The organism is Sphingobium nicotianae (assembly GCF_018603885.1).
GTDB lineage: Bacteria > Pseudomonadota > Alphaproteobacteria > Sphingomonadales > Sphingomonadaceae > Sphingobium > Sphingobium nicotianae.
On record NZ_JAHGAW010000003.1, the window covers coordinates 338,198 to 359,832 of the forward strand.

Annotated in this window: 17 protein-coding genes; 5 read left to right on the forward strand and 12 right to left on the reverse strand. The window is 61.7% G+C overall.

Annotated elements, in window-relative coordinates; translation table 11 throughout:
* Nucleotides 1-80: 80 nt before the first annotated feature.
* The 4 genes from hisF to hisB are packed head-to-tail and all read right to left on the reverse strand — an operon-like array spanning nucleotide 81 to nucleotide 2,795.
* Entirely contained in the window at nucleotides 81-845 is a 765-nt protein-coding gene (hisF, locus tag KK488_RS06180; protein WP_214622258.1) for an imidazole glycerol phosphate synthase subunit HisF, read from the reverse strand.
* Nucleotides 842-1,588: a 1-(5-phosphoribosyl)-5-[(5-phosphoribosylamino)methylideneamino]imidazole-4-carboxamide isomerase gene (gene hisA, locus KK488_RS06185; RefSeq protein WP_214622259.1), complete on the reverse strand. Its 747-nt coding sequence runs from the start codon at nucleotides 1,586-1,588 to the stop codon at nucleotides 842-844. Before hisA ends, hisF begins: the two co-directional genes overlap by 4 nt.
* Nucleotides 1,585-2,199 carry an imidazole glycerol phosphate synthase subunit HisH gene (gene hisH, locus KK488_RS06190; protein ID WP_214622260.1) on the reverse strand — a complete coding sequence of 205 codons (615 nt, stop codon included), beginning with the start codon at nucleotides 2,197-2,199 and terminating at the stop codon, nucleotides 1,585-1,587. The genes hisA and hisH overlap by 4 nt, the downstream gene beginning before the upstream one ends.
* 2 nt (nucleotides 2,200-2,201) lie before the next feature.
* Nucleotides 2,202-2,795, reverse strand: a complete 594-nt coding sequence (gene hisB, locus KK488_RS06195; protein ID WP_214622261.1) for an imidazoleglycerol-phosphate dehydratase HisB — start codon at nucleotides 2,793-2,795, stop codon at nucleotides 2,202-2,204.
* 94 nt (nucleotides 2,796-2,889) lie between these two features.
* Between hisB and KK488_RS06200 the strand changes: the two genes are divergently transcribed.
* On the forward strand, nucleotides 2,890-3,366 hold the full coding sequence (locus KK488_RS06200) for an SspB family protein (RefSeq protein ID WP_214622262.1): 477 nt from the start codon (nucleotides 2,890-2,892) through the stop codon (nucleotides 3,364-3,366).
* An 80-nt stretch (nucleotides 3,367-3,446) separates the two neighbouring features.
* Here the strand turns inward: KK488_RS06200 and KK488_RS06205 are convergent, their stop codons facing one another.
* From KK488_RS06205 to KK488_RS06235, 7 genes are all read right to left on the reverse strand, one after another.
* On the reverse strand, nucleotides 3,447-6,284 hold the full coding sequence (locus KK488_RS06205) for a CHAT domain-containing tetratricopeptide repeat protein (protein ID WP_214622263.1): 2,838 nt from the start codon (nucleotides 6,282-6,284) through the stop codon (nucleotides 3,447-3,449).
* Between the two features lie 98 nt (nucleotides 6,285-6,382).
* Nucleotides 6,383-7,360, reverse strand: a complete 978-nt coding sequence (locus KK488_RS06210; protein ID WP_214622264.1) for a glutathione S-transferase family protein — start codon at nucleotides 7,358-7,360, stop codon at nucleotides 6,383-6,385.
* 10 nt (nucleotides 7,361-7,370) lie between these two features.
* Nucleotides 7,371-8,663 (reverse strand): YceI family protein, encoded by a 1,293-nt coding sequence (locus KK488_RS06215; RefSeq protein ID WP_214622265.1) that lies wholly within the window; start codon nucleotides 8,661-8,663, stop codon nucleotides 7,371-7,373.
* A 95-nt stretch (nucleotides 8,664-8,758) separates the two neighbouring features.
* Nucleotides 8,759-9,313: a carboxymuconolactone decarboxylase family protein gene (locus KK488_RS06220; RefSeq protein WP_214622266.1), complete on the reverse strand. Its 555-nt coding sequence runs from the start codon at nucleotides 9,311-9,313 to the stop codon at nucleotides 8,759-8,761.
* A gap of 451 nt (nucleotides 9,314-9,764) precedes the next feature.
* Entirely contained in the window at nucleotides 9,765-10,013 is a 249-nt protein-coding gene (locus tag KK488_RS06225; protein ID WP_214622267.1) for a hypothetical protein, read from the reverse strand.
* 68 nt (nucleotides 10,014-10,081) lie between these two features.
* The gene (locus KK488_RS06230) at nucleotides 10,082-12,619 is read right to left on the reverse strand and encodes a TonB-dependent receptor (protein WP_214622268.1); all 2,538 of its coding nucleotides are present in this window, start codon (nucleotides 12,617-12,619) and stop codon (nucleotides 10,082-10,084) included.
* A gap of 272 nt (nucleotides 12,620-12,891) precedes the next feature.
* On the reverse strand, nucleotides 12,892-13,869 hold the full coding sequence (locus KK488_RS06235; RefSeq protein WP_214622269.1) for a LysR family transcriptional regulator: 978 nt from the start codon (nucleotides 13,867-13,869) through the stop codon (nucleotides 12,892-12,894).
* Between the two features lie 211 nt (nucleotides 13,870-14,080).
* Between KK488_RS06235 and KK488_RS06240 the strand changes: the two genes are divergently transcribed.
* Genes KK488_RS06240 through KK488_RS06250 form a run of 3 tightly spaced genes read left to right on the forward strand, consistent with a single transcriptional unit; the run spans nucleotide 14,081 to nucleotide 17,060 of the window.
* Nucleotides 14,081-15,211, forward strand: a complete 1,131-nt coding sequence (locus KK488_RS06240) for an NHL repeat-containing protein (protein WP_214622270.1) — start codon at nucleotides 14,081-14,083, stop codon at nucleotides 15,209-15,211.
* A complete protein-coding gene (locus tag KK488_RS06245; RefSeq protein WP_214622271.1) occupies nucleotides 15,208-16,413 on the forward strand; it encodes an NHL repeat-containing protein in 1,206 nt (401 codons plus the stop codon). Before KK488_RS06240 ends, KK488_RS06245 begins: the two co-directional genes overlap by 4 nt.
* Nucleotides 16,410-17,060 (forward strand): cupin domain-containing protein, encoded by a 651-nt coding sequence (locus KK488_RS06250; protein ID WP_214622272.1) that lies wholly within the window; start codon nucleotides 16,410-16,412, stop codon nucleotides 17,058-17,060. Before KK488_RS06245 ends, KK488_RS06250 begins: the two co-directional genes overlap by 4 nt.
* Before the next feature lie 812 nt (nucleotides 17,061-17,872).
* Here the strand turns inward: KK488_RS06250 and KK488_RS06255 are convergent.
* A complete protein-coding gene (locus tag KK488_RS06255; RefSeq protein ID WP_214622273.1) occupies nucleotides 17,873-18,406 on the reverse strand; it encodes a MarR family winged helix-turn-helix transcriptional regulator in 534 nt (177 codons plus the stop codon).
* 688 nt (nucleotides 18,407-19,094) lie between these two features.
* Between KK488_RS06255 and KK488_RS06260 the strand changes: the two genes are divergently transcribed.
* Nucleotides 19,095-21,575, forward strand: coding sequence for a TonB-dependent receptor (locus KK488_RS06260; RefSeq protein WP_214622274.1), 2,481 nt, complete (start codon nucleotides 19,095-19,097; stop codon nucleotides 21,573-21,575).
* Nucleotides 21,576-21,635: the final 60 nt, after the last annotated feature.

Consider the following 21,635-nt stretch of genomic DNA (forward strand, 5'->3'; position numbering starts at 1 on the left):
CCCCACTGGACAGCCCGACTGCCTACCGGGCGCTTAACGCCTCTCGATGGCAATGCGATGACGACGCGACCCGAAGCCTCTCAGGCGCTGCGCACCGCGATCCCGGCAGCGGCGAGCGCCTCACGCGCATCCTTAATGCTGTGCTGACCGAAGTGGAAGATGGAGGCCGCCAGAACGGCGCTGGCGTGACCAGATTTTACACCCTCGACGAGATGCTCCAGCGTGCCGACGCCGCCGCTTGCGATGACTGGAACCGTCACGGCATCGGCGATCGCGCGGGTAAGTGCCAGATCATAGCCCGCCTGGGTGCCGTCGCTGTCCATGGAGGTAACGAGCAGCTCGCCCGCGCCAAGCTCGGCAAGGAGGACAGCATGGGCGACCGCATCGATCCCGGTCGGTCTGCGCCCGCCATGGGTGAAGATTTCCCATTGGCCCACTGCCGTTCGGCGGGCATCGACCGAGCCCACGATGCACTGGCTGCCGAACTTGTCGGCAATCTCCGCCACCACCTGAGGCCGCGCCACGGCAGCGCTGTTCACCGCAACCTTGTCCGCCCCGGCCAGCAGCAGCGCCCGCGCGTCCTCGACCGTGCGCACGCCGCCACCAACGGTGAGCGGCATGAAGCAGACCTCGGCGGTGCGCGCGACGATATCGAGCAGGGTGCCACGGCCCTCATGCGTCGCGCTGATGTCCAGAAAGCAGAGCTCGTCCGCTCCGGCCGCATCATAGACGCGTGCCTGCTCGACAGGATCGCCGGCATCGCGCAGGTCGACGAAGTTGACGCCCTTGACCACCCGGCCATTGGCGACGTCGAGGCAGGGAATGATGCGGGTGCGGACGGTCACGCCGCGCTCGCCACCGCAATGGCGGTCCGCAGGTCCAACCGCCCGTCATAGAGCGCACGGCCGGTCACGACCCCTTCGACGCCGTCGTGCGCATGCAGGCTCAGCACGCGGATGTCGGATATCCCGGCGACGCCGCCACTGGCGATCACCGGAATGTCGACCGAGCGCGCCAGATCCACTGTCGCCTCGACATTACAGCCCTTGAGCAGCCCGTCGCGCCCGACATCAGTGAAGAGCAGGGACGCGACACCGGCGTCCTCGAACCGGCGTGCGAGATCGACGACTGGCATGTCGGACTTCTCCGCCCAGCCATCGGTCGCGATCATGCCGTCGCGCGCGTCGACAGCCACGACGATGCCGCCGGGATAGTCCGCCGCCATATCCTTGACGAATTGGGGATTCTTGAGCGCCGCCGTGCCGATCACGACACGCGAGACACCCAGCGCAAACCAGCCCTGTACCGCTTGCGGATCGCGGATGCCGCCACCGAGCTGGACATGCCCAGGAAAGGCCTGGACGATCGCGGCGATCGCCGCGCCATTGACGGCATGGCCGGCGAAACTGCCATCGAGATCGACGACATGCAGAAAGTCGGAGCCCTGCTCGGCCCAGATCATCGCCTGCGCGGCGGGATCGTCGCCATAGACGGTGGCGCGGTCCATATCGCCCTCGGCCAGACGGACGACCTGTCCGCCCTTGAGATCGATCGCCGGGAACACGATGAACAGCGGAATATCGTTCATGGGCGCCACTCCAGGAAACGGGAGAGCGTCGCGAGGCCATAGGCCTGGCTCTTCTCGGGATGAAACTGGACGCCGAGGATATTATCGCGCCCGACGGCGGCGATCACCTCGCCGCCATGATCGGTGGTCGCGATGACGTCGGCCGGATCATCCGCCTCGAACTGGTAGCTGTGCAGGAAATAGGCCTCCCCGGGCACGATCAAATCATGCGGCCGGCGCAGCACGACGTCGTTCCAGCCCATGTGGGGAATCTTGATCGTCGGATCGTCCCGCTCCATCAGCCGCACCGTGCCAGGCAGCCAGCCCAGCCCTTCGTGTCGGCCGAATTCTTCGCCGGCCTCGGCGAGTAGCTGCATGCCGACGCAGATGCCCAGGAACGGACGGCCCTCATCAAACACCGCCTCGCGCATCGCCTCGATCATGCCGGGGATCGCCCGCAGCTGCTCGATACAGGCGCGGAAGGCGCCGACACCGGGCAACACGATCCGGTCCGATCGGCGCACCACCTCAGCATCGGCCGTGATCATCACGCCGTGCGCACCGGCCGCCCTGAGCGCATTGTGCACGGAGTGGAGATTCCCCGCGCCATAATCGATGAGCGCGACAGTCATGGTCAGCCGCCCAGCGTGCCCTTGGTGGACGGAATCGCGTCGCTCTTGCGCGCGTCGATCTGCACAGCCTGACGCAACGCCCGCGCCAGCCCCTTGAAGCAGCTCTCGACGATGTGATGATTGTTCGCGCCGTAGAGAGTCTCGACGTGCAGCGTGATGCCGGCCGCACCGGCAAAGCTGTGGAACCAGTGCTCGATCAGCTCCGTGTCCCATTCGCCGAGGCGCGGCATGCCGATCTCGACTTTCCAGACCAGGAAGGGACGGCCGCTGATGTCGAGCGCAACACGAGTCAGCGTCTCGTCCATCGGCGAGTGAACTTCCCCGAATCGACTGATACCGCGCTTGTCGCCCAGCGCTTTCGCCACCGCCTCGCCGATCGCGATCCCGGTATCCTCGGTCGTGTGATGCTGGTCGACATGCAGGTCGCCGACTGTCTTCACATCAAGGTCGATCAGCGAATGCCGCGAGAGCTGCTCGAGCATATGATCGAAGAAACCAATCCCGGTCGAGATATTATAGACGCCCGTTCCATCCAGATTGACGCGTACGTCGATGGACGTTTCGGCTGTTTTCCGGCTGATCTCTGCGATGCGCATGGCTGCGGCCTATAGCGCGCTTGGCCCCGGGCGCAATGCGTTAACATGATGGGCAGCGCTTGACCGGCCTGTTCGCCGCGTTAGGACTGTCGGCATGACGGACGAGGCACCCGACAGTTTGATTCCCTATGACGAGATCGTTCAGGAGGCGCTGCGTGCGATTCCGGGCCGCGTTCTGAAGGATATCGAGCGCACGGGCGCGCTGCCCGGCAACCATCATTTCTACATCACGTTCAAGACGCAGGCGCCCGGCGTCAGTATTCCAAACTTCCTGATCGAGCGCTTCCCGGACGAGATGACCATCGTCCTCCAGCATAAGTTCTGGGACCTGAAGATCGGCGAGAATCACTTCGAAGTGAGCCTCACCTTCAATCAGGTGCCGGCTCATCTCGTCATTCCCTATGCGGCGCTGCGCTTCTTCGTGGATCCGGCGGTCAATTTCAGCCTCGAATTCCAGGTGCAGGACAGCGGCGACGAGCCCGACCCGCACGACGAGGCCGAGAACGATGAGATTAGCGCAGCCGAGGACGGCTCGAATGTCGTGACGGTCGACTTCGGAAAGAAGAAGTAGCCTTTCGCGTCATGCTGGCGAGAGCCAGCATTCTCTTTCCGATCCAGGCCTGGCCGGCGCTGAGATAGCGCACTGGCCTGCTACCGCGAAAACAGCTCGAACGGGGCCCATAGCGCCGGATGATTCGCGCCCGCCTCGCCATCCTTGCCCGATCGCACAGTCAGGATTGCATTGTGGAGCGCGCGGGCCGGATCGGCACCCGCGCGCATGCCCTTGACCGTGCCGACCGATAGCCGCCGGGCAATATCGTCGCGCACCGGCCAATGGCTCGCCATCACCCGATCGGCACCAGCGAGGAAGAAGCCCTGCACGAGTCCCGACAGTTGCGGTCGATCCTCGTCCGCGGCGCTCGCTGTGTTGCAGGCCGACAGGATCACCAGCCGCGCGGGCAGGTTGAGGCCGCCGATCTCGCTCGGCTTGAGCAGCCCGTCATCGCGCCCATCGGGCGTCAGCAGCAGTGCAGGCTCATCCAGACCGTCCAGCTCACCCGAAACGAGGCCGTGCGTCGCGAAGGCCAGAACGGCCCCCTGCGGTATGCTGGTCGCGCGCAACTGTGCCTCCGTCGCCTGTTCGCCGACCAGAAGGTGGGATGACCCCGCCCCGATCGCCTCAGCCAGCGCCGTCAGCTCACGCCGCGCGTCGGGCAGTTCGGGCAGGGCATCGATCGCACGCGCCGTGCCGGCCGAGCGCATCGCCATGAGCGCGCCGGCCTTGCGCCCCTCGACACCGCCGAGCGCGATAAGCGTCTCACCGACCGCGCGGGCTGCCACTCCACTTCGCCCCGCGCGGGGCGCCCGGACGAGGCGGTTCACCACCAGCCGGTCGATCAGATAATCCTTGCCACGCACCTCGGGCACCAGCAGCCCGAACGGCAGGGCGCCAAGCGCGCCATTGGCGATCACGGCCAGGCGCTGCGAACCGCGCAGCATTGCCCCGGCCCGCCCGGGAAAAAGCGTGACGTAGAGCTGTGCGGCGCCCGCGCGATCAAAGCTGGCGGCCGTCCCGGCATTGATCGCACCGCGCAGTCTGGCGATGAGCGTACCGACGGGCTGGTCTCCGATGAGATATTGCGTCACCCGTTTGCCGCTTGCCGCCGTCAGCAGCCAGGACCCACCGACATCCGTGATCATCACGGTCGCGGTGCCGCGCGGGCTCGCCGCCGCGACCTCCGCCAGACTCGAAGGAATGAAAAAGAGCTGCGCCCGTTGCGCTTCCTCAAGGCCCGAATCGAGTACCGCGATCGCCTCGCGATTGGCATCGAGTTCGCCGGTAACCCCCGCAAGATCGAAGGCGGGGTCCGGCTTGCCGAGATTCGCATCCAGCCGGGCCTCCAGGCCCTGACGTGCCGCCAGCAGCTGCCGCCGCTGCGCCACGATCTGCGCGAAGGCCGGCTCCGCTGCTGCCGCCCGCTCGCTCTGCGCGATCGCCAGAGCGTCGTCGATCGAGCTGCGCGCGGCCCATTGCTGGGCCTTGAACGCATCCTCGGTGGCGCCACGCCGCGTGAAAATCTCGGCCAGCCAGCCATAGGCCGGCCGCTGTCGCTCCGCCTGTGCCGACCCACGCGCCAGATTGGCGTTGAGAGTTAGCGCCTCAAACAAGCGGCGCGCTTCGTACAACAGGTCTGCTGTTGGCCGCGTACCCGCACGATCCTGAACGCGTAGCAGCATGGTACGCGCCAGCAGCAGATCGGGATGGTCGGCAGGCAGCATCTTGGTGCGCAACACCACCGATTCCCTCGCTGCCGTCTCCGCCGTCGCCCAGTCGCCATTGGCAAAGGCGGCCTTGGCCAGATTGTCGCGAGCGTTGGCGCGATCCCGATGTCCCTCCGGCAAGCGCGCATCGCGGATCTTGAGCAGATCCTCTGCGATCGGCTGGGCTTCCTTGCCCTTGCCTGTATTGATCAAGGCAATCAGCATGGAATCGCGCGCATTGAGCGCGCGGTCGCTCTGCGCCCCAAGCTGCGCGTCGATGATCGGCGTCGCGGTACTCAGAAAGGCCACGGCGTCCTCATATTGCCCCGCCCGCATCAGCGCCTGCGCGAACTGGACACGCATCGTCGCGCTGTTCTGGTTGGGTCCACCGTTGGTCTTCTCGATCAGCTCATAGGCGCGCCGGATCATCGGCATGGCGTCATGGGGCCGGTTGGTGCGGAACAGGATCGCGCCGAGATTGGCATAGAGATTGGCCATTGCCGGATGATCGGCGCCCATCGCTGGCGTCAGTCTCGCAAGGGCGTTCTGCGCGGTCGCGATCGCGTCCTCGGTGCGGCCGGCGCTGTAAAGATAGACCACGCGATTGGCATTCCACATCGCGACATCCGCCGGCACCGGATCGATCTTCAGCGCAACCTCGATCGCCTGGGCATTGCTCTTGAGCGCATCGTCCAGCCGGCCATGCTCCAGGTATGAGGCGGCCAGATTGGAAAGGACTGTCGCATAATCCTTCTGATCGCGCGCCGGATCGGCTTCATAGTCGGTGAGGAGTTGCTCGTTTATCGCGAGCGCTGCGTCATGCTCGCCCTTGAAATTGAGGATATAGGCACGAGTATTCAAGGCGTTGCGCCAGGACGCCCGATAGCGATGATTGGCCTTTGCCGCCGCCAGCACCGGAAGCAGCGCATCGACCTCGGCCATCGCCTTGTCCATCTCGCCGGCCGCAGCCATGCCCTGTGCGACATTAAGCCGGCCAATCGCGACATCGGGGTGCCCGGCGGGAAAGAGCCGCTGTGCTTCGACGAGGCTCGCCGCAGCGGTCGAGCGGTAGGCAGCGGGATCGGCCTCGGGACTGAGCGAGTCGAACTGCGCGAAGAGCTGGTCGAGTCTGGTGCGGTCGACGGCCTTGCCCTGCGCGGCCAGCGGCATGGCCTGCCCCGCGACGGCGAGCGCGAACAGCGTCAGCCGCGCCGTCCGGCGCTTCATCACCCCTTTCATGCAACCCCACCCTGTCTGTTCCGCCCCACGCCATCTTGGGCTTGCGCAAGCGGCTTCCGCAAGGCTTTTTCACGGGGCCGCGCAGCCTAATCGCGTTCGCTGATGCCCTTGCCCGGCAGATGCTCGCGCCCGTGCGGCCCGGAGAGATCGACGATCGGCCCCAGCGGAATGATCCCGCCCGGATTGACGTTGCTGAGGCTCCAATAGTTGGACTTGATGAGATCGAGCTTCACGGTCGCGGCGATGCCGGGCCATTGATAGAGCTCGCGCAGATAGCCCGAGAGCGCCGGATAGTCGTCGATGCGGCGCAGGTTGCACTTGAAGGCGCCATAATAGCCGACATCGAAGCGCACGAGCGTGACGAACAGGCGCCAGTCCGCCTCGGTGCAATATTCCCCGGCGAGATAGCGCTTTGTACCGAGATGATCGTCGATCAGATCCAGCGTCAGGAACAGCTCGCGCGCCGCTTCCTCGTAGGCCGCCTGGGTCGTCGCGAAGCCAGCGCGATAGACGCCGTTGTTGATCGAGGGGTAGATGATTGCGTTCCACCGATCGATCTCGGCGCGCAGCGGCTCGGGACGGAGATCGAGCCGGTTGCCGGTGATCCCGTCGAACGCCGAATTGAACATGCGGATGATCTCGGCGGATTCATTGTTGACGATGCGTCGCTGCTTCTTGTCCCACAGGGTCGGTACCGTCACCTTGCCGGTATAGCCTGGATCGCTCAGCGCATAGAGGCGGTGGAGCGGATAGCCTCCGGGTTCCGGTCCGTCCGGTCCTTCGTCGAAGATCCAGCCTGCCGGACCGAAGTTGTTCGGCGTCGCTGAAACCGAAATCGCCTCCTCCAGCCCCTTGAGCGCGCGAACGGCCAGGGTCCGCGCCGCCCAGGGGCAGCCCCAGGCGACCCAAAGATGATAGCGGCCCACCTCGGCGGGAAACTCGGCGCCCGGATCTGCCGAGACGACGTGGCGCAACAGACTATCCAGCCGCACGAACTTGCCGTCCTTGATCTCCTCTGCCGCCGGCATGCTCGCGACCCAGCGCCCCTCCACCATTCCCGCCATGGTCCGACCTCTATTTCTGGCGCTTCGCCTTGAAGCTGAAATTGATGGTCACGCCGTCCTTGATCGCCTCCGTGTCGCTCCACTCGCCAGTGCCGACACCAAAGGCGGTGCGGCTGAGTTGGGCACTGCCGGTCGCCGTCGTCTCGTCGCCTCTGATATCGAGCGTGAAGTCGAGCGTTACCGGCTTGGAGACGCCATGCAGCGAGAGCGTGCCCGCCGCGCGATAGCCCGTGCCGTGCTGAGTGATCTTACTCGAGCGGAAGACGGCTTTGGGATGCGCGGCGATGTCGAAGAAACTGCTGCTCTTGAGCTGGTCGTCGCGCTCACCGTCGCTGGTGTCGACCGAGGCGAGATCGACCGTCACGCTGACCTTCGAGCCGGGCAGATCATCGGGCGAGAAGAGGATGTCTGCATCCCAGCGCTTGAAGGTGCCGTCGACCGCGGCGCCGGAATAATCTGCCTTGAAACCCAGCTTTCCGCCCGCCCCGACGCGCCATGGCACTGCCGTGGCTTTCGTCTTCTCGGTAACCGCCTCGTTCGCAGCGCTATTGACCGGCGCGGCTTCGTTGATCGCGGCGGCGGCTTCGTTGACCGCGGCAGTGTTGAGCGGAGGCGCCGCGTCATTGCTCACAGTCTCGATCTCATTCATCGGCGCAGCCGGCGCCGGAGTAGACCCGAGCGGCCAAATCTTGGCGAGGGTCATTGCCCCGAACAGCGCGGCGATCGCCACAAATGCCGCCACGCCGATTGCGCCCGAGCTGCGGATCGCGCGCGGCATCATCCGACCGATCAGATCCTCCCGCGCGATATGATGCTTGAGCGCCCCGGCGACATGCAGCACGACCAGGCCGACCAGCAGCCAGCCAATCAGGCTGTGCGCCGCTTCGGCGGGTTCGTTCCAACCCGATCCCAGCGGCAGATGCGGCCAGGGGAACAGGCCGAAATACATCGTCTGCACCTTGACCTTGGCGGTCGAGACCAGGATCCAGCCGCTGATCGGCCCCCCGATCATCACCACATAGAGCCCCCAGTGCACCGCCTCGGCGAGGAAGGACAGCGGGCGCGGCTGGGGGAAGGGCGCGGGACGCGGCGTCCACAGGCGAATCGCAAGGCGCGCGAGGCTGAGCAGCAGGATCGAGATGCCGACCGACTTGTGGAGCTGGAAAGCAAGGAACTGCGGCACGCCATGCAGCGTCTCGAGCCGCCAGCCGAGCGAGAGCTGGAAGGCCAGCAGCAGCGCGATCGTCCAGTGCAGGAAGATGGCGGCACCCGAATAGCGGGCCGGCGACGGACGCGTGCTCATGGCTCTCAATACCCTCCCTCACGCCGCCGGTGCCCCGGCGCGGTCAGACCCTCAGGTGCCAGCGCGCCGACAGCTTGGCAAGCCGGTTGAAATGCTCAGCTCGCCTCGCGCTCCTTGGCCCAGGAGGTGATGGCGATATCGTCATTCCCGATGCCTGCGACGGCCGCGACACGCGCGGCATTCATGTAGCTGCCGATGATGCCGAGCATCTCGAAGATGCGCTCGTCGGAATAGAGAGCGCGCATCGCCGCCAGCGTCTCGTCGGTCGGGCTGACGTCCCGCACCACCTCGGTCGTGAATTGCGCGACAGCGCGCTCCTGGGGCGAGAGCGCCGAGAAATCACCACTTTCGAGACCGGCGATCTTCTCGTCGCTGATGCCGAGCGACCGGGCGAGCGAGACGTGATGGAAGAGCTCATAGGCGCTGTTAGAGAGATAGGCGACGCGCAGCACGATGATCTCGCGCATCCAGTCGTCGATCAGCGTGTCCGTCACCACCGCGATCGCCATGGCGACCGTCGCCTTCCAGATCGGATCCGGTGCGACCATCGAGATGCGGGCGATGTTGAGCAGCCGCAGATTGGGCGCATCGAGATAGGCGCGCTTCGCGTCGGAGAGCTGGTCGCGCTCGGGATAGGGTATGCGGTTCATCGGTGGCTCCTCTCGCAGCGTGCCTGGGTGGCTTTTCGCCTTGCGTCTCACGCGGGAGACGTGCTCGCGCACTGGAGAAGGCATGTCCAGAACCAAGATGCGATCAGATTCAGAGCAGGCTACCCACATCGATCACACGATCAGCCGTCAGCTTGAAGAACGCCATCGCGCTTTCCGCATTGTGCCTGTCTTTTTTGGCCCGGCGTTCAATCTCTCGCGTCGCGCAGCGCCTCCAACTCGGCGAGCCTCACCGGATCGTCGGCTGCGAGTGTTTCTTCAAGATAGAAGCCATATGCGATATCGCGCACCAGCTTTTGCGACTCACCGCTATATTCCGGAGCGATGACCGTGAAAGCATCGACTAGGCCGGCTATAAATGGCGTGTTTCAGCGGAGCGCCGGGCACGATGACAAAGGGAATGAGTGGGATGACGATTCCGCAAGCATCCCGTTTACCCGCGTCTTCGGCGGCCGGCTACTCCTAGATCATTCAACGCTCGAGTGGCATTGGCAAGGGCGCCGAAAAACATCCAGATCGCAAGCGCCAACCAGCTCTCCTGCATCAGTGCGGTGAGGTAGAGGGGCATGCCGGCTGCGACGGTGATCGCAGGAAACCATTGTAGCCAGCGCCGGTCCTTGAGGGCCAGACGCTGGGCGATCAGACCGCCGACGAAGGTCGAGATAGTCGCGCCGAGCATCATCGACAGAGCGACGATGAAGCCGAGCTCTGTTGGACCGCTGCGGGGCAGGAGGGCCGGTCAAAATTCGTCTAGAACGTCCGCTTCACGGTCACGGCAAACTCACGCGGGGCTGCCACGCGTGTTTGCTGGTTCAGTGTCCCTTCCAGCAGCTGATAGTGATACCATTTGTTGTCGAGATTGGTGACGGAGAGTGTAGCGGTCCAACCTCGATCGGGAGCCTCGTAAGCGACCTGCGCATTCCAGAGAGAATAAGGCTCGATCACAAACTGGGGGAAGGGTGCGCGCGTCGCCGGCGAAGGATCGAAAGTCTGGCGCGACTGCCAGTTCCAGTCCAGCCGTGGCGTAAAAGTGCCCAACGACGTGTGGACGTCGTAGGAGAGGTTTGCGTGCATGTTCCACTCGGGTTGACGCAGATTGCCGGGGGCAAGATAGCCTGGCTGGCCGGCCGCGGTGATCCCGGATGCGAAATGGTTATATCCGCCTGTCCAGTCGATGCGCAGACCTTCGACCGGAACGGCTGTAATGTCCCATTCAATCCCCTTCACTTTGGCCGGAATACCCAGATTCAGGAAAAACGTGATCGGATCGGGGACACCGGGGAATTGCGAACATGTCGTGATTGCGGCGGGTGATAGGTTGACCACGTTGAAGAAGGTTGCCGTCGCGCCCGGTTGATTGCGGCACTCAGTTCCTTGGATCGACGTCGCGAGTTGCCGGTAGTCCAGGTAGAAGGCTGTCAGATTGGTCCGGAGCCTGCGGTCGAGCAAGTCGGCTTTGAGCCCCAGTTCATAGGAGATCAGATCTTCGGCCGAGGTCGGCGCAAGCTGCCGGGGCGTATTGACGATCGTGGTCAGGCCCGGTGGGCGCGACCCCGAGGCGGCCGATGCGTAAGCGAGAATATGGTCGGTGATCTTATAATCGGTCGAGATCAGCCAGTCCTTGCGCTTCTGGCCAGAGACCACCGGGGCGAGCACCGATATCTGCTGGGGATTATCGATGGTGATCGCGATTTGCGTGTCGGTGTAACGCGCTCCGCCGGAGACGCGCCACCTGTCGGTGAGATTATAATCGAGATGGAAGAACACGGACTTGGATTCGTTGACGCCCCGCACCTTGGAGTATTGATAGATGTTCTGGTAGCTGAGCGTGTTGTTCTGATAGCCGATGAGCCTCATCGCGAAGCCACCGACCACCCAGTTCAGTTTATCGTTGAAAAGCTTTCCATCGAACCGCAGTTCGGCGGAGGTCTGCTTATCGATATTGATAAAGTTATTCAGGGAATTGGCAAGCGGAGATTCGTCGCCGCTCTGGGTGAAGGAGTTTGAATAGTCCGTGTAACCCAGGATCGCGGTCATATGAAGGTTGGCCGCCAGATTCGCACTGAGCTTACCCGAGACAAGGGTATGACTGCTCGTCTTGTTCGGGCTGAAACACAGGCCAGTCGGATAGCCTGCCGGCAGATTTGCCCCCGTCGTGTCGAGTATCGGGCGGCAATATGTCGAATAGGAATCGTAGATACCGCCATTGCGCTGCGGCACGAGGAAACGGTTGTCGGTCAGGACGCCGAACGTGTTGAAGATGGCGCGACTGTAGGATTGTTTACTTCCCGCATCTGCACAGGGCTGCGGGCCAGTCAGGCCGCTGATGCAAGGCTCGAAATATTTGAGGATGACTTCCGGAGTCTCTTCCAGATCGTCTTCGCGATGCCGCGCGGTCAGGAGCAGGTCGATGTCCGAATTGGGTTGCCAGCGCAGCTTGACCTGCCCGACCGCCGTCCTCCCGCCGCCGGTGTGGCCGATGATGCAGTCCCTATTGGCCGAATCTGGCTGGAAATAAGGAATCTTTCCCTTGAGGGAAGGTGTGCCCAGCTTGTCCATCATGCAGGAGAAATCGAGCCGGTTGCCGAACCCCTGTTGCTGCTCGAAATTCCCCGACAGACGCATGGCCAGCGTCCTCGAGAGGGCGAGATCGAGCGCACCGCTTAGGCCCATTTTCTTGCGGGATCCGCCGACCGCCTGGAGGTAGCCCGAGCCATCCCCCTTGGGATCAACGGTGTAGAGCTTGATCGAACCGCCGATCGATGCGTTCCCGGACAATGTGCTCTGCGGGCCGCGGTTGATCTCGATCCGGGATACGTCGGTGAAATCCAGATCCGAACCTGCTGTGGTCCCGTGATAGATATCATCGGTATAGATTGCGATTGCGGGAGGGACAGCGAGGCTCGATGTGCTCCCCTGCTGCACTCCGCGCAGAGACACTCTGGGCGTGCCGGCCGACTGCTGATCGCCCGGCACCGTCTGCAGATTTGGGACTACGGCGCCCAGCGTGCCGATGTTGCTGACATTGGCCGCGTCAAGCTGCCCGGCGGTCTGCGCCGTAATCGCGATCGGCGTATCCTGAAGATTCTCGCTGACAAACCGGGCAGTCACGACGATCTCTTCGATCCCGCCGGTCTCTGCTTCGGTGTCCGACGATGTGGCGCCCGCGGTTCTCGCACTGTCTTGCGCGCTCGCCGGATTGGGCAGAGCCGCCACGATCAGCAGGCAACTGCCGGCCAGCAAGTGCCCCCCAAGGCGCGACAATCGGAATTTGGCGTTGCTCATCATGTGTCATCCTCCCCTTTTGGATCGACGTGCATCTCGGCGCACCTACTGAGTGCCGCCCCTGCCCGTTCGAGCCTTTGATACTGAACATGATAAGTATGACGGAGCGCTCGAAGGCGAAGCAATCCCGTCAGCGCCTATGCTGACGTATAGGTAATCTCCTTCAGGTTGACGTCGACTCTCGCGGTGCGTGACGTTGGGGCCGCTGCCGAGCAAAACGACGAAACGCTGGGCTGGTGCTATGAACTGTGGATGGATTCGATGTCGGCGCCGCCTTAGTTGGCCAGCATAATGTCCCCGACGCGGGCTCTTTCAGCAGCGATGCTGTTATCCCTGCGGATCGATTCCGCGAGCGCTTGATAGAGCATATCCTCGATCGCCTGCGCAGCGACCGGTGCTTGCGTCGAGCGCGCAATGAGTCGGCGCATCGGCGCGATGACGGTGTCCAATTTTTCGAGACGGCCGTCAGCGATCCGGTCCGCGACGGAATGAGGCATGAGATAGCCGATGCCCTGACCGTCCTCGATCATCTGGGCAAGCACGTCGGCAAATTCGACGAAGAGCGGTGCCACACGCGGCGTAATCGAGATGGCACGCAAGCGTCCTTTGGCCCACCGCGCGCCAAACTCCCGGCGTAGCGGAAAGAGATACTGAAACTCATTGAGCGAACAGTCTCCCGCCGCTAGGCGCGCCCGCGTCCCCGGAGGCCCGAACAGCGCCAGTGGAAACTCGCAGATGCGGTGAGATGGCGAGGAGACGTCGTTTTTTGCCGAGGGCTCGTAGATTGCGAGGTCCATCGCCCCACTTTCCGTCATGTGCACAGCTTCGGCGGCCCAAAGCATCGGATGCACTTCGAGCTCTACATCAGGAAATTCTCGACAGATTCGCGGCACAAGCGGCTTGAGATAGGCTTCGCGCAAATAGGGGCCAATGCTGATGCGAAGCTTGAACTTTCCCGGTGGATTTCGACTGCGCTTGTAGAGCTTGTCAAAGGTGCTGAGCATGGATTCGACCAGCTCGAGCACTTCTTCCCCTTCTTCCGTCAATTCCGAGCGAGCGCCCTTGCGGCGCTGAAACAGTAAGCGGCCGAGGCGCTCCTCCATTACCCTGATCACCTCGCTCACCGACGGCTGGGCAATGTCCAACTGCTCGGCCGCCTGAGCGAAACTGCCCGCGCGGGCAGCGCATGCAAAGACGCGCAGTTGAGCGAAGGTGACGTCCTCCGGGACTCCCGACGCTGAATCCCTGCTCAAGCTAAAGTCCTTCCCCTATGACTCTGAATAGGCATCCGCCGGATTGCTTAGCCGACACCGGAAGCATAGTTATCATGTTCATCTTTGCAAGCCGCGCGCTGCGTCTGATAACATGAAGATCAATCGGCAATGCGATGTCGAGTGAGGAGAGGTGGATGGCGGAAACAGTTTTAGGTGATCGATCAAAGCGCGCGCCGAAAGTCCGAGATCAATGAATCGGGGCCGCGCGAAAGGCGCATGGTCAGCTCTGGCTCTCCTCCTTCAACTCACCACGCCCGCAACGATTGCTGCAACCTCGCCGCGCGATGCGGCCTATCGCGTAGATATCACTTGGCCTCAGCCTTTGCCCGATAAATGGCTACTCGGCGACGTCGGTGGTGTCAGCGTGGATCGCCATAATCATATCTGGATCGTCAATCGACCGGGAAGTTCGCGGCCGGTTGATCTTCAAGCCGACAACAACCCGCCGACAGCGAAATGCTGCGTCGCCGCGCCACCGGTCATCGAATTCGACCAGACTGGAAAGGTTGTGCGTAGCTGGGGTGGGCCACAGCAAATCGACGACTGGTTTGACTCCGAGCATGCGATTTTCGTCGATGACGAGGATCATGTGTGGATACTCGGGGCCGGCGCGCATGACGGTCTGCTCATGAAATTCATCTCTGAAGGCAGGCTTCTTTTGCACATCGGCCGTAAAGGCAATTATGTCGCCGCCGACGATCCTACGATGTTGGGCGCGCCGACTGACGTCTATGTCGACACAAAGCGGCAGGAAGTTTTCGTCTCGGATGGGTACCGCAATCATCGCGTCATCGTGTTCGACTCCGAAACCGGTGTGTTCAAGCGGCAATGGACCGCATATGGGAAGACGGTCGATCCAGCCTATGCCACCGAGCGGACCGACCCGGCCTATAGCCAGCAAGGGCATCACCCGGACCATTTCACCACCGTTCATTGCGTGACGATGATCGGAGGCGAGTTGTACGTCTGCGACCGCGCCAATGATCGGATTCAGGTCTTCACGCCCGAGGGCAAATATGTCCGCAATATCTCCTACAACCGGGGAATGGCGGGCAGCATCGGATCGACATGGGATGCCGCGCCCCTGCCCGGTCGGGCCGATGTGATCGTCGCGCTTGACGGAACCAACAGCGAAATTGCCGTGCTGGACACCCGCAGCGGCGCCGTGCGGGCGAGCTATCTCAGCAAGGGACGCTATGCTGGGCAGATGCAATGGCCGCATCAGTTGGCGATCGACCGGGAAGGGCGCGCCTACGTCGCTGAAGTCGGTACCGGTGCGCGCGTCCAGCGCTTCGTGCCGAATAGCAAAGCAATTCGTTGAGCGGCACCGAAAGGATCGTCATGCGTTTTCATTTCCCCTTACCGCATCGTAAAGACATCCCAGCGCTGCTCGCCGCGTCGCTCGCCCTCGCCCTGCCGGCCGTGTCGAGCGCCGATGCCCCCACCCCGGTATCCCCTGTCCGCGATGCCGGAAAATCCTATCGGGTCGATCCCAACTGGCCGCGTCTGCCCGACGGCTGGTTGATCGGCGATGTCGGCGGGGTCAGCGTCGACCGGCACGATCATATCTGGGTCTTCCACCGACCCGGGACCTTGCTGGCATTCGATGCGCACGCGGATGCCATTCCGGCCGGGATGAAGTGCTGCGTTGCCGCACCGCCCGTCCTCGAATTCGATGCTGCCGGCAACCTGCTGCGTGCTTGGGGCGGGGCCAAGCAAGTGTCGAATTGGTTCGACTCCGAGCATGGCATTTTCGTCGATGACGAGGATCATGTCTGGCTCGTCGGTGCCGGCGACCACGACGGACAGCTGCTGAAGTTGAGCGCCGACGGCAAGCTGCTCCTGCGCATCGGGCGGAAGGGAGAGTTTGTCGCAGCCGACGATCCAACCATGCTCGGCAAGCCAACGGATGTTTATGTCGATACGAAACGGCGTGAAGCGTTCGTGTCGGACGGCTACCGAAACCATCGTGTCATCGTGTTCGATGCGGACACCGGCGCCTTCAAACGTCAGTGGACCGTGTTCGGCAAAAAGGTCGACCCCGCTTATTTCACCGCTCGAGATCAGGATTCCGCAAGGGCGCAGGACGGACCGGTCGATCAGTTCACGACGGTCCATTGCGTGACGATGATCGGTGACGAGGTCTATGTTTGCGATCGCACCAATGACCGCATCCAGGTTTTCAAACCAGATGGCACTTACGTCCGCGAACTCTTCTACAATCATCATATGGCCGGCGCGGGCGGCGGCACCTGGGATGCCGCGCCGATGCCCGGTCACCCCGACCGGCTTCTGGTGGTGGACGGTGCCAACAGCGAATTTGCCGTGCTCAATGCGCGGACGGGCGCTGTCATCACCAGCTATTTGAGCAAGGGGCGCTATGCCGGCCAGATGCACTGGCCGCACCAGGGTGCCGTCGATCAGCAAGGGGCAATCTATATCGCCGAGGTGCAGACTGCGGCCCGAATTCAACGATTCCTGCCGTTCGCCGCCGCAGCACGGGTTCGAAGAAACCGTCGATGAAAGACATCATCATCATAGGGCGCGGCGCCATGATATTGTCGATGAGCGCGGCTGCGTTGCTAGCCGCGCTTCCGGCAACCTCCCAAGAGAAAGTGGCATCCAGCAAGCCGAACATGGCGACATATATCACTGCAGAGGAGGTTTCGGCGGTCGAGAAAGCCGAGCCGGTCGGCGACCGCACAATCAAGGTGATCGATATTGGCTATGAGAATTTTGCGGTCGGCGTCGTGCATCGGGGAAGGACCGTTAAGGGAAAAAGCGAGGATCGCGCGAACTTGAAGCTCCCCCCTCCGAAGCCATGCGGTCGAGGTATAGAGAAAGCGCCGGAAGGTGGTCACGAGGGCGGGATCACGCATGATCTCCAAACCGAGGGATATTATGTCACGTCGGGCGCCGGCACGATGTTCACAGACGGTTATATCGTCAATGGAAACAATTACGACCTCGCTGATCTCAACGGCCCAACCTGTCTCGGGGTCGCATATGGGGTGACATATAAGAAGGTAAAAAAAGGTGATGTTATCATCATCCCCGCCGGCGTTGTGCACGGCTGGATTGATGTGCCAGACCATGTCGACTACATCACCTTTCGGCCGTCTCCAGGCATTTTACAGTCCGGCTGGACCCACCCAGCGATTCGAAGATAGAGTCTCTCCGCACTACGCCGCAAACCTCGCCCTACAGGTGATTACTTATAATCGCGATGACGCCATTAATCGTGATGACGCAATCACTTGAGGTGCCATTCTATAACAAATGTGCTGCGGCCTGCCAGCAATTGAGCCGTTTGGATTGCGATCGACGCGTGGGCGAATTCCCGCAGTCACCATCGACCTGGTAAACTATCCATTCTCAAGCTGCGCCGAGACCCGCGTCTCTTTGCTAAAATGGCCGATCTCGGATTAGTCACTTATTGGTGTAGCCGCGACCGCCGACCGGACTTTTGCTCCGATCGAAAATTGCGTTGCGATTACCGACGGAAGCAGCGCTCCTCTTGGCGCTGAGGTCAGGGGTAATCAATTTTTCGCCTTCAAGGCCCAGCGAAGGTAGTTCGAACGCCCCAAGAATTTGTCGGCAGCAGTTGTCCACAATCGCATGAACAAACAACCGCTATCGAGCAGGCTGCCCCAGAACACGAACGTCTGAAGTCGGGTGGTGGGTTCAAAGGCTCATGGCAACACCTTAATCTGAGAGGATGAGGAGGTGAGCGATGGTAACGTCACCGATTTGGTTCACGGCTTCGCAGAAGATCGAGCTGTGGAAGCGTTGGAAGCAGGCCAGAGCGTTTCGGCCATTCGCGGGCGCGGGAACACCGCACAATACGGGTGTGCAGCGGATCGTGGCCCCGCATAGCGGGGTCGCTCCGCTGCCACGGCATCGTTCAATCTCGGCGCTGAGGCTGGACAGGATGGATCGTGCGTCGATGGGCTGAACGGCCTAAACCGAAACGGCATGGCTTCTACTTGAGGGCCGCGTCGGGGCTCGTCCAGGCTTTGACCAGTCGATCGAGATGCTGCCTCAGGTCGGCGATATTGCCGCCATCGCCAACGACCGCCGCGAGCCTCTCCGCAGTCTTGCGATTGAAGCGCAAGACAATCTCGTTGACGACTGTCAGTCCAACTTCCGTCACCTTGACGCCAACCGCTCGCCGATCATTGCCATCCAGCGTCCGCTCGATGAAGCCCAGCTCTTGCAGCTGATCTAGACGGTAGGTAATAGCGCTGGCTTTGATCCGCAGCGACCGGCCCAGGTCAGTCGGACGGACTGGCCGGCCTCTTTGATTTCGGCTGACAAGCATCAAAATGCTGACATCGACATCGCTCAGCGAAAAGTCGTCTGCAATGTCGTTATAAAGCCGGTCGGCAATTAGATTGACCTGATATAGCTTAAGATGGATCTCAAATGCTTCGGTATCGAGAGAAGGTAGAGATTTTTGCCAAAGATCAACGACTTGTTCGATCGTCCCCATCTCCGTAACATCGATCTCGATCATTCTTTCAGCGCTCCATTAAGCTATTATTTTCCGCAGTCTGGATTTATCCGACCCCGATCCAATATTATTCGCAAGTTTACGCCCCGTAACGAAATCTGCGATCGCATTTAGTCATTCTGATAGTCATTCTGAACTTTGAATGCGGCTGCCCCAGCCGATTTGAAACGGAACGCCGTCCCCCGCTGAGCCCCTGCAATGACTGGCTTCCTCTGGTCCGCCAGAGCATGTCGGGAAGCGCAATCCTACCGTCGATCCGTCACGGAAAGCGGCAGACTCTCCTCCAATCATACTTCGCACGCATAATTATACCAGAAAAAAAATATCCTCATTTCGTATGATGTGCTGCCATAAGTGGAGATCGGTTAACCTCGGCCTCAGAATCACGACCGGAAGCACGCTCCCGGCGCTGTGATGCTGCCTCACTTCATGTCTGCCGGAAGCAGCTTGCGCCATTACCAATCCCGAAGCAAATTCTTTTGAAATTGTCCTTTTTCCTACCCGTTCGGATGATCACGCCCGGGGCTGAATTCCTGTTTTGGCCAGATCAGCCATGGCGCAGTTCAACCCCTATCGTTGACACTCCTCGAATTCACAAATATACTTCAGTTTATGGATTATAAAAAGTTTGGAAAACCCAAACAGTGAATCATATGCATCGGTAAACGGTGCAGCGCAAAGGAGAGGTTGAATGAAACGGGGAGAATCCTTCTCGAACGTTGGCGCGCGTCAGCAGTTGCTTGCCTGCAGTTGCCTGGCCGTGCTGACACTGGCGAGCCAACCCGCAGCAGCCCAGGACAGGGCTCCGGCGACGCCGGACTCTGCAACGTCGCAGCCTGCCACGTCGGAGCCTTCGAGCGGCGGGATCGAGACGATCACCGTGACGGCACGCTATGTCACCGAAGACATACAGAAGACGCCGATGGCGATCACGGCGCAGACAAGCAATCAGCTGCAGGCAGCCAATGTCGGCAGCATCGCCGATCTCGGAATGGTGGTACCGAACCTTCACACGAATCCTGGCATTTCCCATGCCAGCGGATCGCCCGTGATCGTGATGCGGGGCGTTATCCAGGGAACCACCTCCAGCTATGCGGTCGCGCCCGCCGTCGCGCTCTATGTGGACGATATTTACCACGCCACCGTGGTCGGGTCGGAGCTGGATCTCAGCGACGTCGAGCGGGTCGAGGTGAACCGCGGCCCCCAGAGCACCTTGTCGGGCAACGCCAGCATCGGCGGCTCGATCAAGATCTTCACCCCCGATCCGAAAGGGGATGGGTCCGGCACCTTCGCTCTCACTTACGGCTCCAGAAAGAAGATGGGCGCGAGCGGCGCCATCGATCTCGGACTGTCGTCGACGCTGTCGATGCGCCTGTCCGGCAATTTCATGCGTCAGAACGGCTATATCGACCGGCTCGACTTCAGGTGCCAGATGATCAAACAGGGAACGCCCGAGCTTGCTGGCACCATTCCCTTCGTGCAACCCGATTCCGCCCAGCGTGGCTGCAAGATCGGCGAATTGGGCGGCACTTCGCGGGCCGGCGGGCAGGTGAAGCTGCGTTGGCAGCCGATCGATGGCCTCGATGTCCTGCTCTCCGCCGCCTACAACAAACAAAATGACCAGGAAACGCCGGAAGTTCTGGCCTATATCGACAATCCCTACCCCAACAATAACGGCCTTATTCAGGGCTATAACGTCGCCATCGAAAACTTGTTCGGCGTCAGATACGACAACCGCTTCCTACCGCCGGCCAGCAATCGTTACGCGACCTACGAGACCTTCTGCCGGCCGTTACTGGCGGCCATCAAGCCGTCCGGCTTTTGCTATGGCGACGAAAAGACGCAGGACAAGGCGACGTTTTCCGGGCGCGTGCGCTACAAGGTCGCCGATAATGTCAACATGACCGCGATTGCCTCATACTCGGAGTTCAGCAACCACTTCACCCAGAACGCGGAGCATTCGCCGCTCGGTTACGTGATCTCGCACTTCGACCAGAAGGTTAAGCAGAAGACCGGCGAAATCCGCTTCGACGGCAATCTGCTCGATAATCGGCTGAACTGGGTCGTGGGCGGCTTCTGGATCAGTTACACTGGCCACCTCGGCGGCCTTATCGGCTATCTCACCAACAATTTCCTGCAAGACGACGATGCGAACATCGAATCGAAGTCGGCCTTCTTCCATGTCGATTATAATCTTACGGACAGATGGCGCGTCTCGGGCGGCGCGCGCTATACGAGGGGTTCGGTGGAATATGAGCTCAATCACCCGCCGCTGATCACCGTCCCGGCTCCGTTCACCGCCCGCCAGCGCCGCTGGGACTGGCTGCTGTCGACCGACTATAAGATCACGGATGACGTGCTTGTCTATGCGACCGCCGCGACGGGCTCGCGCCCGCCCGGCATCACCACGATCGTCATCACGCCCCGGCAACTTCAGGCGACCTCCGACGAGGAGCTCATCTCGTACGAAGTCGGCGTGAAGAGCGAATTTCTCGATCGCCATCTGCGCATGAATCTCGCGGCCTTCTACACGGATTACAGCAAGCTCTCGGCGTCCGTGCAGGGCGTGGAGTGCCTCGGGCAGCCCGGCTCTACCGCAACATGGTATCCTTCCGGCGACAGCTGCACGCAACTCTATCCGGGCAATCCCTCGTTCGCGCCCTTCTACATTTCGGGCGGGCGGCCGGCCTCGATCAAGGGCTTCGAATGGGACATCACGGCCATTCCGGTCGATGGCCTGCGCATCGACTGGACGGGTGGATTCAACAAGTTCAAGTCCTCGGTCACGACGCCCGGCCAGCCCGGCTATCTGGCTCCAGGCAATGTCCGCCAGCCCGAGTGGAACATGCACGCCAATGTTTCCTATGACATCGAGACGTCCGCCGGCACGTTCACGCCGCGCGTCGACTGGAACTGGCAGTCTTTGCAGACCTTCAGCCCGACGGCGGGCATCTCGCCGCCGAATCCGAGATATATCGTCCCCGCTTACTCGATGTGGAACGCCCAGATAGCGTACAAGACCTCGGACGGCGCGTGGACCGCTACCCTGGCCGTCTCCAATCTGGCCAACATCTTCGAATATTATCAGTTCGAAAGCGGCAGCGGTCTCGGCAACTTTGGCCACATCGTGCCACCGCGCGAATTCTCGCTGACCGTGCGACGCCGCTTCTAGGCGACGCTCTCGATCCCTCGCCTTTGCCCTGCGGCGGCCGAAGACCGATTACCGCGGGGC